This is a genomic window from Streptomyces sp. NRRL F-5650 (assembly GCF_000721365.1).
In the GTDB taxonomy this organism is placed as follows: Bacteria; Actinomycetota; Actinomycetes; order Streptomycetales; family Streptomycetaceae; genus Streptomyces; species Streptomyces ardesiacus.
Genome location: NZ_JOGV01000014.1, coordinates 116,001 through 134,293, shown reverse-complemented (window position 1 = coordinate 134,293; position 18,293 = coordinate 116,001). Strand labels below are relative to the sequence as shown.

4 protein-coding genes are annotated in these 18,293 nt (G+C 75.2%); all 4 read left to right on the top strand.

Going from position 1 to position 18,293, the window contains the following annotated elements; genetic code table 11:
- Window positions 1-42: 42 nt before the first annotated feature.
- From IG88_RS0115815 to IG88_RS0115795, 4 genes are read left to right on the top strand one after another with little or no spacing between them, the layout of a single operon-like run.
- Entirely contained in the window at window positions 43-10,737 is a 10,695-nt protein-coding gene (locus IG88_RS0115815) for an SDR family NAD(P)-dependent oxidoreductase (protein ID WP_324609004.1), read from the top strand.
- A complete protein-coding gene (locus tag IG88_RS38705) occupies window positions 10,734-14,288 on the top strand; it encodes an amino acid adenylation domain-containing protein (RefSeq protein WP_051851924.1) in 3,555 nt (1,184 codons plus the stop codon). Before IG88_RS0115815 ends, IG88_RS38705 begins: the two co-directional genes overlap by 4 nt.
- Window positions 14,289-14,339: 51 nt before the next feature.
- The gene (locus IG88_RS0115800; RefSeq protein WP_031040686.1) at window positions 14,340-15,473 is read left to right on the top strand and encodes an OzmP; all 1,134 of its coding nucleotides are present in this window, start codon (window positions 14,340-14,342) and stop codon (window positions 15,471-15,473) included.
- Between the two features lie 14 nt (window positions 15,474-15,487).
- Window positions 15,488-18,274 carry a type I polyketide synthase gene (locus IG88_RS0115795; protein WP_031040684.1) on the top strand — a complete coding sequence of 929 codons (2,787 nt, stop codon included), beginning with the start codon at window positions 15,488-15,490 and terminating at the stop codon, window positions 18,272-18,274.
- Window positions 18,275-18,293 lie beyond the last annotated feature (19 nt).

Genomic DNA, 18,293 nt, shown 5'->3' with positions numbered 1-18,293 from the left:
CCGGAGCCCCGCCCCGCCCCGGCCGGAGCCGCCCCCGCCGCGATCGCCGCGAGCGCACCGGTCCCCGCCGCGGTCACCGCGAGCGCACCGGCCGACGACGGCGTCCCCGAGGACGCGATCGCCGTCATCGGGGTCAGCGGACGCTACCCCATGGCCGAGGACCTGGACGCCTTCTGGCACAACCTGGCCGAGGGGCGCGACTGTGTCACCGAGGTGCCCGCCGACCGCTGGGACCACTCCGCCGTCCACCACCCCGAGCCCGGCCGCCCGGGGCGGACGTACGGGCGATGGGGCGGTTTCCTCGACGACGTCGACCGCTTCGACCCGCTCTTCTTCTCCATCTCGCCGCGCGAGGCGGAGCTGATGGACCCGCAGGCCCGGCTGTTCCTGGAGACGTCGTGGCACGCCCTGGAGGACGCCGGCTACCGCGCCTCCGCGCTGCGCCGCCGCAAGGTCGGCGTGTTCGTCGGCGTGATGTACGGCGATTACCAGTTCCACGGGGCCCTGGACGCCCTGCACGGTGGCCGCCCGGTGACCGAGTCGTCGTACTCGCTGATCGCCAACCGGGTTTCCTACGCCCTGGACCTCAACGGCCCGAGCATGGCGGTCGACACCATGTGCTCCTCGTCGCTGACCGCCATCCACCTGGCGTGCCGCAGCCTGCGGTCCGGGGAGAGCGAACTGGCCGTCGCGGGGGGCGTCAACGTCTCCGTGCACCCGTACAAGTACGTGCTGCTCGGCCAGAGCCGCTTCCTCTCCGAGGACGGCCGCTGCCGGGCGTTCGGCGCGGGCGGCACCGGCTACGTGCCGGGCGAGGGCGTCGGCGCCGTCCTGCTCAAGCCGTACCGCAGGGCGCTGGAGGACGGTGACCACATTCACGGCGTGATCCTCGCCGAGAGCGTCAACCACGGCGGCCGGCCCAGCGGCAACGGGCTGACCGTGCCCAACCCGAGAGCGCAGGCCGAGCTGGTCGCGCAGACCCTCCGGACGGCCGGCACGGACGCCCGGACCATCTCCTACGTCGAGGCGCACGGCACCGGCACCGCGCTCGGGGACCCCATCGAGATCACCGGGCTGACCAAGGCGTACCGGGACCACACCGCCGACACCGGGTTCTGCTCCATCGGCTCGGTGAAGTCCTCGATCGGGCACCTGGAGTCGGCCGCGGGCATCGCGGGCCTCACCAAGGTCCTCCTCCAGTTCCGGCACGGCCGGATCGCCCCCACTCTGCACGCCGAGGACCCGAACCCCCACATCGACTTCCCGGCCACGCCGTTCACGGTGTGCCGGGAGGCCGCCGACTGGGCCCGGCCGGTCATCGACGGCGTCGAGGTGCCCCGCCGTGCCGGGCTCAGTTCGTTCGGCGCCGGAGGGTCCAACGCGCACCTGGTCCTCCAGGAGCCCGGACCGGCCCCGGCCGGCCCCGGCCGGCCCGCGGCGGCCCAGTTGCTGCCCGAGGCGGAGGTGTTCGTGCTGTCCGCGCGCGACACCGAGCGGCTGCGCGCGTACGCCGGGCGGCTGTCGCGGTTCCTCGACCGGGAGAGCGTGGCCCTCGCGGACGTCGCGCACACCCTGTGGACCGGTCGTGAACAGATGACCGAACGGCTGGCCGTGGTCACCCGCGACGGTGCGGAACTCGCCCGGCTGCTGCGCGAGTTCGCCGAGGGCGGCCGGCCCGAAGGGCTGCTGGCCGGCCGCGCACAGGAGACCGTGCCGGAGCCGGAGCCGGAGCCGGAGCCGGAGCTGGAGCCGGAGCCGGAGCCCGCCCCCGCCGACCCGGCCCGGGCCGCCCGCGCTTGGGTCGCGGGCACCCTTGACGCGACGGCGCACAACGCGCCCCGCGGGCGCCGGGTGCCGCTGCCCTGTTACCCCTTCGCCCGGGAGCGTCACTGGATCGACGCACCCGCCGTGCCTCCCGCCGGCCGCCCCGCACCGCTCCACCCGCTGCTCGACGAGAACGAATCCACCCTCGACGGGGTGCGCTTCCGCAAGCGGTTCACGGCCGACGACCCACTGCTGCGCGACCACGTGGTCTCCGGCCGGCCGCTCCTGGCCGCGGCGACCACGCTGGAGCTGGTCCGGGCCGCGGCCGAACGCGCCGGCACCCGGCCGCCGCAGGCGATCACCGACGTGACCTGGGGCCTCCCCGTGACGGTCGACGACGCGCCCGCGGACGTGCGCACCACTCTGACCGCGGACGGCGACCACGTCGCGTTCGAGGTGTACACGGGTCCGGAGACCAGCCGCACCGTGCACCTGCGCGGCCGGGTGCGCTACGACGGCGCACCCGCCGGGAACGGGGTGGAGACCGCCGACCTGGCGGCCGTCCGCGCCCGCTGCGCCCTCGCCCGCCCCGGCGAGGAGGTCTACCGTCACTACGCGGAGGCGGACTTCGCCTACGGCCCGGGCTTCCGCGTCATGCGGGAGGTGTGGAGCGGCCGTCAGGAGGCCCTGGCCCTGCTGGAACTCCCGGTCGGCGCGGGCCACGGCTGCGAACTCGAACCGGCCCTGCTCGACGGGGCGTTGCGCACCTGCCACTGGATCGACCGGGCCACCGCGCCCGCGGCGGCGGACCTCGCCGTGCCCTTCAGCGCCCGCGAGGTGCGGATCCACGAGGCCCTCCAGGGCCCCTGCTACGCCCACGCGGAACGGACCGGCGGCGGAGAGGGCCGGGAGCAGTGGCGTTACCGCGTACGGGTGCTGGACGCCTCGGGCCGCGAACTCGTCCGCGTGGAGGGACTGGAGGGCCGGCTCTTCGGGCGGCCGGCGGACGGCACCCGGGCCGCGGCGGCCCCGGGCGGTGGCACCGCCCGCGTGTCCGCCCCGGTCCCCGACGTGTCCCGCACCGAGCCGCCCGCCCCGGGGGCGTGGCACGGGACCGCCGACGGGCCGGCCGGCGAGGAGGTCCGCTTCTGGACCCCGGTCTGGCGCGAGGCGCCGGTGCCGCCCGCGGGGCGGACCGACGACGCCGTGCTGCTGGTGTTCGCCGCGCGCCCGGGCGACGCGGACCGGCTGGCGGCGTCCGGTGACTGGCGGCGGGTGGCCGAGGTGCTCCCGGGCCGGGAGTTCGCGGACCGTGGTCAGGCGGGATACACCCTCGACCCCGAGGACGGCACGCATTACGTCCGGCTCCTGGACGCCGTCCGCACACCCGGCACGGCACGGCTGGACGTCGCCCACCTGTGGGCCACCGAGGCGCCACGGCAGGCCGGACCGGCCGTCGACGACCTGGCCGCCGCGCACCGCGACCGCGACGCCGTCCTCGCCCGCGGCCTGCTGTCCGTCGCCCATCTGCTGCGGGCCGCCGACGGCCGCCCCGTACGTGTCGCCTACGTGCACGAAGGCACCTCGTCGGCCGGGGTCCCCGAGCACGAGGCGGTGGCCGGCCTGGCCCGGTCCACGGCTCCGTGCGCTCCGCGCGCCGAAGTGTTCACCCTGCGCTTCGCCCCCGGCGAGACGGGTGAGAGCCTGCCGCGGGTGGCCGCGGAGCTGGCCGCGGCGGCGTCCCGTCGCGGTGACGAGGTCCGCCACACGGCGGGCCGCCGTACCGTGCGGACCGCCGAACCGGCTCCCGTTCCCGCCCCGGTGGCGCCGCCGCTGACCGAGCGCGGCGTGTACGTGGTCTCCGGCGGCAACGGTGGTGTCGCCGGCCATCTGGCCCGTCGGCTCGCGGAGCGGTACCGGGCCCGGTTGGTGCTCCTCGGCCGGTCCGGGCTGTCCGGCCCGGCCCGGCGCGGGCTGGAGGAGCTGGGCGCGGAAGTGCTCGCGGTGCGCGCCGACGTGGCCGACCCGGACCAGGTGAGGGCGGCGCTCGTCGAGGCCCGCGGCCGGTTCGGCCGGATCGACGGGGTCTTCCACCTGGCGGGGGTGGCCGACCGCACGGCGCTGACCCGGTCCGACGACGCCTCGTTCCGTGCGGCACTGGCCGCCAAGACACGCGGTCTGGTCAACCTGGACGTCCTCACCCGGGGCGACGAGCTCGACTTCTTCGTCGCGTTCTCGTCGGTTTCCTCGTGGTGCGGCGACTTCGGGGCAGGCAGCTACGCGGCGGCGAACCGGTTCCTCGACGCCGCGACGGCGGCGCGGGCCGCAGGCCGGGACGGCGGCGCACGCCCCGGCCGCAGCCTGTCGCTCGCCTGGCCGCTGTGGGCCGCGGGCGGCGTGGACACGGCCGTCTCCGCAAGCGAGCGCGCCCGCTACCGCGACGCCACCGGGATGAGGGAACTCACCCCCGAGGAGGCTCTGGACGCCCTCGACCTGAGCTGGTCGTACGACGCTCCCGTGCTCGCGCCGGTCGCCGGTGACCCGGACCGCGTCCGGCGGACCCTGGGCGGCGCACCGAGCACACCCCAGGGCGCCGCACCGAGCGCTCCACGCGGCGCCGCTCCGAGCACCCCGCAGGGCAACGCTCCGAGCGCCCCGCCGGCCGAGGCTCCGAGCGGCCCGGCGGGCACCGCGCCGGCCGCCCCGCTGAGCGAGGCCCCGGCCCGCCCGGCACCCACCACCCCGGCCGGCGACCCCGCCCGGCGCCACCTGCCGCGGCTCGTCGCTCACCTGCGGCAGGTCCTGTCCCGGGTGCTGAAGCTGCCCGCCGACCGGATCGACGCCACCGCCCAGCTCGACGCGTACGGCATCGACTCCGTGATGATCATGGAGGCCAACTCGCTGCTCAGCGCCGACTTCCCGGGTCTGCGCGGCACCCTGCTCTTCGAGTACCGGACCGTCGAGGCCCTTGCCGGCCACCTGGCGGGCGAGCACGCCGCCGACGTCGTACGGCTCTTCGGCGCCGAGCCCGCGCCCGATGCGGTCGCCGACCCCCCGCGGTCGCCCGCCGTCCGGCCCGCCCCCGCCCCGGTGGCGGCGGCGCGGGAGACCCCGGCCGGAGCCGACGAACCGATCGCGATCATCGGCATGAGCGGCCGCTACCCCAAGGCCCGCAACCTGACGGAGTTCTGGGACAACCTGGTCCGTGGCCGGGACTGCGTCACCGAGGTGCCCGCCGGGCGCTGGGACGTCGGTGCGCACTACGATCCCGACCCGGACCGGCCCGGCCGGACGTACGGCAGGTGGGGCGGCTTCCTCGACGACGTCGACGCCTTCGACTCGCTGTTCTTCGCCATCTCCCCGATGCAGGCCAAGTCGATGGACCCGCAGGAGAGGCTGTTCCTGGAGACCGCCTGGGCCGCGCTGGAGGACGCCGGCTACCGGCTCGGCGACCTGCCCCGGCCCCGTTACGGCGACGAGGGCCGCGACGTCGGCGTGTACGTCGGCGTCATGTGGGACGACTACGCCGTCCTGGGTGCCGAGGAGTCCTTCAAGGGCAACCACGTCGTCGCTATGGCCAACCGGGCCTCCATCGCCAACCAGGTCTCCTACTTCGGCGACTTCCGCGGCCCCAGTGTCGTGGTGGACACCGCCTGCTCGGCGTCCCTCGTCGCCTTGCACCAGGCCTGCGAGAGCCTGCGGCGGGGCGAGTGCGCCTATGCCATCGCGGGAGGGGTGAACGTCTCCGCCCACCCGCTGCGGTACGTGCACCTCAGCCGGAAGAAGATGCTCGCCGCCGACGGCCGCTGCCGCTCCTTCGGCGCCGGCGGCACCGGGTACGTCCCCGGGGAAGGAGTGGGCGCGGTGGTCCTCAAGCCGCTGTCGCGCGCCCTGGCCGACGGCGACCAGGTCCACGCCGTCATCCGGGCCACCGCCGTCAACCACGGCGGTCGCACCAACGGCTTCACCGTGCCCAACCCCAACGCGCAGCGCGCCCTGGTGAACCAGGCCCTGGACCGCGCCGGCGTCGACGCCCGCACCATCTCCTGCGTCGAGGCGCACGGCACGGGCACCGCGCTCGGCGATCCCATCGAGCACACGGCGCTGACGCAGGCCTTCGCCGCCCACACGGAGGACCGGGGCTTCTGCGCCCTCGGTTCGGTCAAGTCCGCCATCGGCCACCTGGAGGGGGCCGCCGGCGTCGCCGGACTCACCAAGGCCGTGCTGCAGCTCAAGCACGGCCGGCTGGTGCCGTCCCTGCACGCCGACGAACCCAACCCCGTCATCGACTTCGAGAACTCGCCGTTCCGGGTGCAGCGCGAGGCGGCGCCCTGGCCCCGCGAGGAGGGCCGCCCGCGCCGCGCCGCGGTCAGCTCCTTCGGCGCGGGCGGCACCAACGCGCACGTGATCCTGGAGGAGTTCGTGGCACCCCCCGAGGACGGCGGCGCGCGGGGCGGTGCGCGCGAGGTGATCGTGCTGTCGGCCCGGGACGAGGAGCGGCTGCGCGCGTACGCGGCGGACCTCGCCGCGCACCTGACCGACCCCGCGGCCCCCGGCACGCTCGCCGAGATCGCCCACACTCTGCAGACCGGGCGGGAGGCGATGACCGAACGGCTGGCCCTCCTCGCCGACGACCGCGCCCCGGCCGCCGCGGCACTGGCCGCGTACTCCCGCGGTGAGGAGGCTCCCGGGCTCCTGCGCGGCAGCGCCCGGCAGCACGGACGGCTGCTCGGGGACCTGTTCACCGACGGTGCCGGGGCCCGCGACTTCGTGGCCGCGCTGGGCGCGGCCGGCCAGTGGGACCGGCTGGCGTCCCTGTGGGTGAGCGGGGTCGACCTGGACTGGCCGCTGCTGCGCACGGTCACGGCGGGCGGCACGCCCCGCAAGGTCTCCCTGCCCACGTACCCCTTCGCCCGCGAGCGGCACTGGCTGCCCGTCCGGCAGGCCGGGCCCGCCGCCGCCCAGGCCGCACCGCCCGCCGGGTCCGGTACCGACGGTGCCGCGGAGCACGAGGTGAGGATCACCCTCCGTCCGCAGGACGCCGTGGTCGCGGACCACACGGTCAGCGGCGCGACCATTCTGCCCGGCACCGGCTACCTCGACCTGGTGCTCGACGCCCTGGGCGCGCGCACCGGTGACCGGGTCGTCGACGACGTCTACTGGCTGGCCCCGGTCGTCGTCGGCGACGAGCAGGTGGAACTGCGCGTCGTCTCCCGCCCCGGTGACCGGGGCACCGCCTTCGAGGTGCTCGGGGCCACCGCGGTCCACGCCCGGGGACGCCTCACCTCCGCGGCCGGCGCCGGGCCGGCGGAGCCCCGCCCGGTGCCCGGTGCCCGGGACCTGGCCCGCGTCCGGGCGGCCTGCCCCCGGCACCTGGACGCCGACGGCTTCTACACCGGCATGGAGCGCCTGAACGTGCGCTACGGGCCCTACTTCCGGCTCGTGAGCGAGCTGTGGACCGACGGCGAACAGGTGCTGGCCCGGCTCGCGCTGCCCGCCGCCCGGCACGCGGACGCCGGACACCACGCCCTGCACCCGGGCGTCCTCGACGCGGCCCTGCACGCCGTCGCGGCCCTGCACTTCGACACCCGGGGCACCGACGACCCTCCGCTGCTGCCCTACGCCGCGGACCGGGTCCACGCCCACCGGGCGGTACCGGCGACCGGCTGGACCCACATCACGCCCGTCGGCCCCAACCGGTACGACGTCGCCCTGCTCGACGACGAGGGCCGGGTGTGCCTGACCGTCTCCGGCCTGGCCGTGCGCGAACAACGCGACACCGCGCCGCAGTTCACCTACCGGCCGCGCTGGACCGTGCGGGAGGCCGCGCCGGACGGCACCGGCCCGCGCGCCGAGCGGGTGCTGATCGTCGGACCCGCCGCGGCCGCCCCGTTGTCCGACGCGATCGCCGCCCGGCACCCGCGTGCCCGGGTCGACCGGCTCACGGTCACCGACGACGGCCTGCCGGCCGAGGCGCTCGACGCCGGGCAAGCCGGCCGGCCCGCCCCCGACACCGTCTACTTCCTCGCGGGATTCCCGGGTGCCCCGGACCCGGTGCGCGACCCCGCGGCCGGCCGCGCACCGGGGGTGCTCGCGCTGCTGCGTCTGGTCCGTGCCGTCCTCGCGCGGCGCGGCCCCGAGGTCCGCCTGAAGGTCGTCACCGCACGGGCCTACGCCCTGCGCGAGCAGGACACCGCCCAGCCGTGGGCCGCCGCCCTGCTCGGACTGTGCTCGGCGCTGGAGAAGGAAGAACCCTCGGTGCGCACCGCGCTCGTCGACGTGGCCGGTGACGACCCCGAGCGGGAGGCCGACCGGGTGGTGGCCGAGCCGATGCCCGCCCAGGTGCACCCCGTCCTCGTCCGGCACGGCGTGCGATACGTCCGCAGGCTCGAACCGCTGCGGCTCCCGCGGCCCGCGCGTCCCGTGCTCCGCCGGGGCGGCGTCTACGCGATCGTCGGTGGCCTGGGCGTCCTCGGCTCCGACACCGCCCTGCACCTGGCCACCCACTACGGCGCCCGCCTGCTGCTCGTCGGCCGGGCCACGCCGGACGAGCGGCGACGCGCTGTTCTGGCACGCATCGAGGAGGCCGGCGGACAGGTCGAGTACGTGCGGGCCGACGCCGCCGACCCCCGTCAGGTGCGGGCCGCCGTCGAGCGGGCCAAGGAACGCTTCGGCGCCCTGCACGGCGTGTTCCACTCGGTGATGGACTTCCGCACGGCGCCCCTGGCCGACCTGGCGGAGGCCGATCTGCACGCCTGCCTCGACGCCAAGGAGGCCACGCTGCTGGGCACGTGGGAGGCCGTGTGTGAGGAGGACCTCGACTTCCTCGTGCACTACTCGTCCGGCGCCGGCTTCCTCGGCGCCGCCGGGCAGGGCGGCTACGCCGCCGCCTGCTGCCTCGCCGACGCGACGGCCCTGGGCCTGGCGCGCGGGGCCCGGTTCCCGGTCAAGGTCGTCAACTGGGGCTTCTGGCACGCCGCGGGCATCGCCGAGCGGGAGGAGATGCTGCGAACGGTGGCCGCGTCCGGGGCCCTTCCCATCGGCGCCGCCGAGGGCATGGCGGCCCTGGAACGGTCCCTGGCCCAGTCCTGCGACCAGATCGTCGCCGTACGCGCCTCGGACCGCCTGCTGTCGGCGATGGGCGTCGAAGCGGGTGCCGAGAGCCGGCCGCGTCGCCGCGAACTCGCCGGACACCTCGGTGACCTGGACCGCGCCGTCCCGCTCTCGCCGGACGAGCGGGCCGCCATGGAAGAGCACCAGCGGGCCTCCCGGGCGGCGGAAAACCTGGCCCGACTGCTGCTGGTCGGCGCGCTGCGCCGGATGGGCGTGCTGCTCGGCGAGGGCGAGCGGTACACGGAGGACGGGCTGCGCGAGCGGCTGGGCGTCGCGCCGCAGTACCACCGGCTGCTGGCCTGTGTCGTCGACATCCTGCACGGCTCCGGTCATCTGCGGCGCACCGGTGCGGGGGAGTGGGTGAGCACCGCGCGCGTCGTGTCCCCCGAGGTGCTGGAGACCAACGCCGATCCGGCGGCGGCCACCGCCGCGCTCATCGCCCGGCACCCCGGCATCAGGTCCGTGGCGACCCTGCTGGAGCGGTGCCTGGAGGCCTTCCCCCGCGTGGTCACCGGTGCCGAGAGCCACATGGACGTCCTCTTCCCGGGCGGCTCCATGGACCTGGTCGTCGGTGTCTACCGCGCCAACGCCGTCAGTGACCGCTGCAACCGGATCGTCGCCGACTCCGTGCGCCGGCTGGTCGAGCAGCGGCTCGCCGAGGACCCCGCCGCGCGGCCGCGGATCCTGGAGGTGGGCGCGGGCACCGGCAGCACCAGCGAGCCCGTACTGGCCGCCCTCGCGCCGTACGCCGACCGCGTCACCTACACCTACACGGACGTGACCAGCGCCTTCGTGCGGCACGGGCGCAAGCGGTTCGCCGCCGCGCACCCGTTCGCCGAGTTCCGCGTCTTCGACGTCGACGAGGACCCGGTCACGCAGGGCATCGCCCTCGACGGCTACGACATCGTGCTGGGCACCAACGTCTTCCACGTCACCCCGTCCATCGAGCAGACCATGCTGCGGATCAAGCGGCTACTGCGCTCGGGCGGCGTGGTGCTGGCCAACGAGGGCACCGGGTTCGCCTGCTACCTGCCGCTCATCTTCGGCCTGACCGGCGGCTGGTGGATGTACCAGGACACCGCGTGCCGCATCCCGGGCTCGCCGCTGCTGCGCGTTCCCGTGTGGCGGGACGTCCTGGCCGCCTGCGGCTACCGCGACACCACGGTGCTCCAGCCCCCGGCGACGGCCGAGGGACGGGTGGAGCAGTGCGTCATCCTCGCCGCGAGCGACGGCGTCGTACCGGCGGGCCGGGGAGCGGCACCGGTGGCACCCGCGGCGGCGTCCGCGGTCGGCCCCGCGGCACAGGACCGGCCGGGCACGCCGCCCGGGTCCGGGCCCGCCTCCGGCGGCACCGACCTGGCGCGGACGGCCCTGGACCGGGTCACGGCCGTGTTCGCCCGGGTCCTGGAGATGCCCGAGGAACGGTTCGATCCGGACGCGCCCTTCGAGGACTACGGCATCGACTCCCTCGTCGTCCCCGAGCTGAAGCAGGCACTGGAGGCCGACTTCGGGCGCCTTCCCGCGCCGCTGCTGTTCGAGCACACCACGATCGCCCGGCTGGCCGCCTACTTCCGGACCGAACACACCGACACCCTGGTCCGTCTCGCCGAAGCCGCCCCGGCGGACGCCCCCCGGGCGGTGGTGCGCCCGGCGGACGCGGCCCCGGGCGGGCCGGCCCAGGAGCGGCCCGGGGAGCGGGCCGTACCCGGCGCTTCCGCATCCCCCGCCGCCCCGCTGCCGACGGAAGGGGCCGTCGACCTGCAGGCCGTGGTGGCCGCCCTGACCGACGAACAGGTGGAGAACATGCTCGGTGATCTGCTGGCCGGCCTCGGCGGCGACCAGGACGGGAGGACGGCGTGACCACCCCTGCCGGTACGTTCAGTTGCTGCCTGATCGGCGAGAACACCCTCCTGGTGTCCTGCGCCGAACTCCTCCTGCAGCGCGGGCACGACGTCGTGCGCGTCGTCTCGCCCCCCGGCGCCGTGCGGGACTGGGCCGCCGAACGGGGCCTGCCCGTCTCCGGCTTCGGACCCGGACTCGCCGGGGAACTGGCGGCCCGGCCCTTCGACCACCTCTTCAGCATCGCCAACCTGCGGATGCTTCCCGAAGAGGTGCTCCGCCTGCCGCGCGGCCTGGCCGTCAACTTCCACGACGCGCTGCTGCCCGATCACGCCGGCGTGCACGCCACGGCGTGGGCACTGACCGAGCGCGCACCGCGGCACGGCGTCACCTGGCACGTGATGACCGAGGAGGCCGACGCCGGCGACGTGCTGGTCCAGCGGGCGTTCGACGTGGCCGACGACGAGACCAGCCACTCACTGAACGTCAAGTGCTTCGACGCGGGCACCGAGTCCTTCGCCGACCTGGTGGACCGGCTCGCCACCGGGCGGGCCGAGCGCCACCCGCAGGACCTGTCGAAGCGCCGCTACCACGGCAGGTACGACCGCCCGGCCGACGCGGGCCTCCTGAGCTGGACGACCTCCGCCGCGGACCTCGCCGCCGCCGTGCGCGCCCGGGACTTCGGACCCCACCCCAACGGCTTCGGCAGCGCCAGGATCTGGCTCGGCGACGGCTTCGCCACCGTCTCCGCGCTGGAGGCGACGCCCGAACGCTCCGGTCGCCGGCCGGGCAGCGTCCTCGCCGCCGCCGAGGGAACCGCCGTCGTCGCCACCGCCGACCACGACGTCCGGCTCACCGGCGTCGTCTCCTGCGCGGACCTGCGACCGCTGCCCGCCCACGCCCTGCCCGAGGGCACCGTCCTGCCGGAGCCCGGGGGACACCTGCTGGCCGCGGCACACGCGGCGCAGTCGCGGGCCCTGCGCGCCGAGCCGCACTGGGTGCGCACCCTCGGCCGCCTGGCGCCGCTGGACCCGCCCGCCGCCGACCACGCCCCGCACGCCGCGCCGACCGTCTGCGACGTGCCGGTGCCGCCCGCCGCGCAGGCCGCCGCGGCCGCCGCCGGTGTGCCGCGGGCGCACTGGCTGGCGGCGGCACTGCTCGGCTTCCTCACCCGCGCCGTCGGCGGCGGCGACGCCGACGTCGACTTCGCGGTCTCTTCGGCCGCGTCCGACGACGCGCTCACCGGGCTCTACGCCTCCCACGTACCGCTGCGGCTGCCGGAGCTGCGGGACGGTCTCGGCATGGCCGAGTGGTCCGGGGACCTGGACCAGCGGATCGAGGCGGTGGTGCGCCGGGGCACCTACGCCCAGGACGTCTGGCAGCGGTACCCCGCGCTCCGGTCCCGCCGGTTCGCCGGGGCCGGGCTGCCCGTCGCCGTCGAGATCACCGACGGCTCCGCCGGGGCGGCCGCCCTGCCCCGACCCGGCACCTGTCTGCTGCTGCGCCTCACCCGCTCCGGCGACGCCTGTCAGTGGGTCGGCACCGGCGCCGCCGAGGACGTCCGGCGCATCGCCGGCCACGCGGCGGCGTTCCTGGCCGCGGTGGCCGGACCCGCCGGCGCCGACCTCACCACGGCACCCGTGTGCACCGACGCCGACCGCCGCAGGGCACTCGTCGAGTGGAACGCCACCGCGACCGGCCCCGCCCCCGCACGGCACGTCCACGAACTCTTCGAGCGGCAGGCGCGCCGCACCCCGCACGCCCCCGCCGTCACCTGCGCCGGGACGACCCTCACCTACGCGGAGCTGGACCACCGCGCCGACGAACTGGCCGCCCACCTGAGCGGTTCGGGCATCGGCGGGGGCGATGCGGTCGGGGTGTACCTGGACCGGTCGCCGCTGCTGCCCACCGTCCTGCTCGCCGTGCTGAAGGCGGGCGCCGCCTACGTCCCGCTGGACCCGATCTATCCACGCGACCGCATCGCCCACATGGTCGACGACTCCCGGCTGCGGCTGATCGTGACCGAACAGGCGCTGGCCGGGAACCTGCCCGCCGGACACGCGGACGTGCTGGTCGCCGACCGGCCCTGGCCCGCCCCCGCGGGGACGGCCGGACCGCAGGGGGACCGGGTGCCGCGGGAGGCCGGGTCCGACCTGGCGTACGTCATCTACACCTCCGGCTCGACCGGGCGGCCCAAGGGCGTGCGGGTCACGCACGCGGCCCTGGTCAACTTCCTCGTCGCCATGACACGTTCACCCGGGATCGGCGAGGGCGACCGGCTGCTGGCCGTCACCACCGTCTGCTTCGACATCGCGGGCCTGGAACTGTACGGGCCCCTTTCCTGCGGGGGCGAGGTCGAGTTGGCGCCCACCGCCACCACGACCGACGGCTTCGCCCTGCGCACGCTCGTCGAACAGCGGCGCCCCACCGTGATGCAGGCGACCCCCGCCACCTGGCGGATGCTGATCGAGGCCGGCTGGAGCGGAACGCCGGGGCTGCGCATCTGGTGCGGCGGCGAGGCCCTGCCCGCGGAACTGGCCGAAACGCTGCTGTCCCACGGCGCGCAGGTGTGGAACCTCTACGGGCCGACGGAGACCACCATCTGGTCCTCGGTCGCCCGGGTCCGCGCCGGGTCGCCCGTGACCATCGGCCGCCCCATCGACAACACGCAGTTCTACGTCCTCGACCCCCGCATGCGCCCCGTCGCCCCCGGCCTGCCCGGCGAGCTGTACATCGGGGGTGCGGGCGTCGCCCTCGGATACCTGAACCGCCCGGAACTCACGGAACAGCGGTTCGTGCGCAACGTCCTCGACCCCACCGCGGGCCGCCTGTACCGCACCGGCGACCTGGTGCGGCACCTGCCCGACGGGCAACTGGTCTACGTCGACCGCGCCGACCACCAGGTGAAGGTGCACGGCTACCGGATCGAACCCGGTGAGATCGAGAGCGTGCTGAGCGAGCACCCGGCCGTGGCCCGGGCGGTCGTCGTGGTGCGCGAGGACCTCCCCGGCGACCGGCGGCTGGCGGCGTACCTGGTGACGCAGGGCGCGGCACCCGACACCGCCGAGCTGCGCCGGCTGCTCGCCGACCGGCTGCCCGCGTACATGATCCCGGCGGCGTTCGTCCGGCTCGACAGCCTGCCGCTGACCGCCAACGGCAAGATCGACCGCCGTGCGCTGCCCCGTCCCGGCGGCGGCGCCGGCCCGGGGGCCGCGCTGCCCTCCGGCAGCGTCGAGCGCACCGTGGCGCGTGCCTGGCAGGAGGTGCTGGGCACCGAGGACCTCGGCCTCGACGACAACTTCTTCGAGTCGGGAGGCAACTCCCTGCTGCTGATGCAGCTCATGGCGAGGCTGCGGGAGCGGTTCGACGCGTCCGTGACCCGGGTGGAGATGTTCAAGTACCCCACCGTCCGGGCCATGGCCCGTCACCTCGCCGCCGGCCGGAGCACCGGGCCCGGCGACGCGCCACGCCCGCGGGCCGCGGTGCGCGGCAGAGCCCGCGGCCGGGGCGCCCTGGCCGACCTGCGCGGGCGGCGCGCGCGGCGCCCGGGCCGAGACACACCGAGTGCCTGACAGCCGTCCGGGCGCCGCACCCATCCAGTCACGTCATCAGGGGGAATAGACATGCGTCTGTGTTCCGTGTGCTCGCTGGCCGAGGAGCACCCCGGGATCACGCTCGACGGCGAGGGCGTGTGCAATCTCTGCAGGCTCGACATCGTCGGCGACCTGCTGCACAACTTCACCTACACCAACCAGGTCTACGAGGAATTCACCCGCAGCGGGCCCGACCCGCACCGGGACCACGACTGCCTGTTCATGTACAGCGGCGGCAAGGACAGCACGTACATGCTGGACAAGTTCGTCAACGAGTACGGCAAGAGGGTCGTCTCCTACACGTTCGACGTGCCCTTCGAGAGCGCCCACGCCGCGCAGAACATCCGGCTCGCCCAGGAGAAGATCCCGGCGAAGTTCGTCCTGGACTCCGACGACGAGGGCATCAAGTCGATGATGCGGGAGGTGTTCAACCGCCCCGCGCCGAAGAAGCCCGGAAAGTACCTGGACGAGAAGCTGCCGTGCGTCTCGTGCCGGACCTTCTTCGTCATCCGCGCCATCCTCTACGCCTACCGGCACCGCATCCCCTACATCGCGCTGTGCGCCGACCCGCAGCAGATCCTCACCATGGAGTCGGACGCGCGGGAGGTGGTCCGCAGCTTCTACCGGACCTTCGGCGAGCGGCTCACCGACGAGCTGTTCCGTGACGAGATCGAGGACGTCCTCTTCGCCGAGGACGACGAGATACCCAAGATCGTGTTCCCGTTCATCGCGATGCGCTACGACTACGACCCCGACCGCATCGTGGCCGAACTGAAGGCCAAGGGACTCTACGAGTCCTCGCCCCTGGAGACGCACTGCACGCTCTTCCCGCTGCTGAACTACTACTCGTTCAAGCACTGGGGCTGCATGTTCTACAAACTCAACGCGGCCAGCCACCAGCGTTCCACCGCCCGGGACCGCGACTTCGACCGTTCCACGTTCTCCATCAAGTTCCCGCGTGCGGCGAACATCGTCGACATCGAGAACCGCATGCGCGAGGTGGTGCTGCAGATCGCCGCCGGCGAGGGCGACCGGGAGCAGCACGAACGGGAACTCGTCGCCGTCTTCCGCGAACTGGACGCCACCGAGGAGGGCGCCCGGTTCGTCGCACGCAGCTTCCTCGACATGCGCAGCGTCGCCGCCGACCTGGGCGTCCGGCTGTGAAGGGGGACACGGACATGACGCACCCGGACCGGGCCGCCGACGTGCGGGACACCGACATCGCGGTCATCGGGATGGCCTGCCGCTTCCCCGGGGCCCCGGACGTCGACACGTTCTGGAGCAACCTCACCGAGGGCCGCGAATCGGTCACGTTCTTCTCCGACGAGCAGCTCCTGGCCGCCGGGGTCCAGCCGGGCGAACTGGCCGACCCCGGGTACGTGCGCGCCGGTCAGCTCCTGGAGGACGTCGAGCTGTTCGACGCCGGGCACTTCGGCGTCCCCGACGACGAGGCGGAGATCCTGGACCCGCAGCACCGGCACTTCCTGGAGTGCTCGCTGCTCGCCCTGGAACACGCCGGCTACGAACCCTCCGGCTACGACGGGGAGATCGGTGTCTTCGCGGGCGCGGGCATGAACACCTACCTGCTGCACCACCTCGCCGAGCGCTACCGGACCGCGTCCTCGGTGGGCCACTACCGGCTGATGCTCGCCAACGACAAGGACTTCCTGGCGACCCGGGTGTCCTACCGGCTGGACCTGAGGGGACCGAGCGTCAGCGTCAACACCGCCTGCTCCACCTCCCTGGTGGCCGTGCACACCGCCGGCACCTCACTGCTGGCCGGGGAGTGCTCCATCGCGCTGGCGGGCGCCGTGCACCTGCGGCTGCCGCAGACGAGCGGGTACGTCCACCAGGAAGGCATGATCTTCTCCCCGGACGGGCACTGCCGTGCCTTCGACGCCGACGCCCGGGGCACGGTCATCGGCAGCGGCGTCGGTGTCGTCGTGCTCAAGCGGCTCGCCGAGGCCCTGGAGGACGGCGACACCGTGCACGCCGTGATCAAGGGGTCCGCCGTCAACAACGACGGTGCCGCGAAGACCGGGTACACCGCTCCCAGCGTGGAGGGCCAGGCCGCGGTCGTCGTCGAGGCCCAGGAGATCGCCGGATGCGCCCCGCAGACCGTCGGCTACGTCGAGGCCCACGGCACCGCGACCCCCCTCGGCGACCCCATCGAGGTGGCCGCGCTCACCGAGGCCTTCGGGGACGCCCCGGCTCCGGGCTCGGTGGCCCTCGGCTCCGTCAAGACGAACATCGGCCACCTGGACACGGCGGCGGGCATGGCCGGACTGATCAAGACCGTGCTGATGCTGCGGGAGCGCACCCTCGTGCCGAGCCTGCACTTCCGCACCCCCAACCCGGAGATCGACTTCGGGACGAGCCCGTTCCGGGTCAACACCGAACTGCGGCCCTGGCACGCGGACGGCGGGCCCCTGAGAGCCGGTGTCAGCTCGTTCGGCATCGGCGGCACCAACGCGCACGTCGTCCTGGAGGAACCGCCCGCCGCCCCGGCACCGGAGGTCCGCCCGCGCCCGGCCGAACTGCTCGTGCTCTCCGCCCGCACGCCCGAGGCCCTGGACCGGCTCACCGGAACTCTCGCCCGGTACCTGCGCGGTCACCGCGAACTGGACCCGATGGCGGTGGCCCACACCCTGGCCGTGGGACGGCAGCACCACGCCCACCGCCGGTGGCTCGTGGCCCGCTCCACCCGGGACGCGGCGCGCAGCCTGGCGATCCTGGACCCCGCCCGGGTCCGCACCGAACACGCCGACCTGCGCCGAGGGGGAGTGGCACTGGTGGTCGGCGCCCCGGGCGATCAGACCGGCGCGTTCGGCGCCGACCTGTACCGGGACGTCCCGGCCTTCCGCGCGGCCGTCGACGACTGCGCGCGGGTCCTGGACGTGCCGGCCGCCGCGGGCCCGGAATACCTGCTCGACCCGGCCGAGCCGCTGGCCGGATTCGTCGCCCAACTGGCGCTCGCCCGGACCCTCCAGGAGTGGGGCGTGAGGCCCGAAGCCCTGGTCGGCTGGGGCGCGGGGCAGGCCGTCGCGGGCTGCCTCGCCGGGGTGTTCGCCCTCGGCGACGCGCTCGCACTGGCCCGCGCCTACGCCGGGGACGAACCGGGACCGGGATCCGAACGCCTCCCGGCCCCCGGTGAACTCCCGCTCTGCCTCGGCCCCCGGGCCCGGTGGCTGGACGGGGACACCCTCGGCGACCCCGCGTTCTGGGCGAAGCCCGCACCGCACGGCCCCGACGCGGAGGCCCTCACCACGCTGCTCGCGGAGTCGGGGCTGACCGCCGTCGACATCACGCTGGACGCCGACGGCACGGAACACGCCTCGGCGACGGAGCGGCTGCTGGACATCATCGGCACCGCCTGGGCGGGCGGCGCCGACGTGGACTTCACCGCGTGCTTCCCGGCCGGGCGGGAGCGCCGGGTGCCGCTGCCGCAGTACCCCCTGGAGCGGACCCGCCACTGGGTGGAGCCGGTCCACCGGAGCGCGCCGGCCGCGCCCGCCGCCGTCGCGGGGGAGCACCACGACCCGGCGCGGGTCACGACGCCGGCGGGAGCACCCGGGGGGACGCCCGGCGCCGACGGCGGCTCGCTCGGCCGCCGGCTGGCGGCGGCCGGCCCCGCCGAGCAGAGCCGCGTCATCCAGGACTACCTGGTCACCGAGGTGGCCGGGGTGCTGGGAGTGGCCACCGACGCGATCGACAAGGACCGCAGCCTCTTCGACATGCACGTGGACTCCCTCATCCTCATCGACCTCACCGCACGGCTCGGCACCGCGCTGGGCCGCCAGGTCCCCTCCTCGGCCTTCGTGGAGTACCCGACGGTCCGGGCCTTCGCCGACCACCTGGTCGGTACCTGGCACCAGGACGGCAACGGGGACGGCGGCCCCGCCCCCGTCTCCACGCCGGCCGTCCGCACCTCCCGCCGCGCCTCCGGTGCGGCACGGCGGCGCTGACCCGGCGGCGCCGGACGAC

Bases quoted from the DNA above. Each gene is read 5' to 3' on its own strand.
- IG88_RS0115800 (WP_031040686.1), top strand. From the start codon at position 14,340: ATGCGTCTGTGTTCCGTGTGCTCGCTGGCCGAGGAGCACCCCGGGATC.
- IG88_RS0115795 (WP_031040684.1), top strand. From the start codon at position 15,488: ATGACGCACCCGGACCGGGCCGCCGACGTGCGGGACACCGACATCGCG.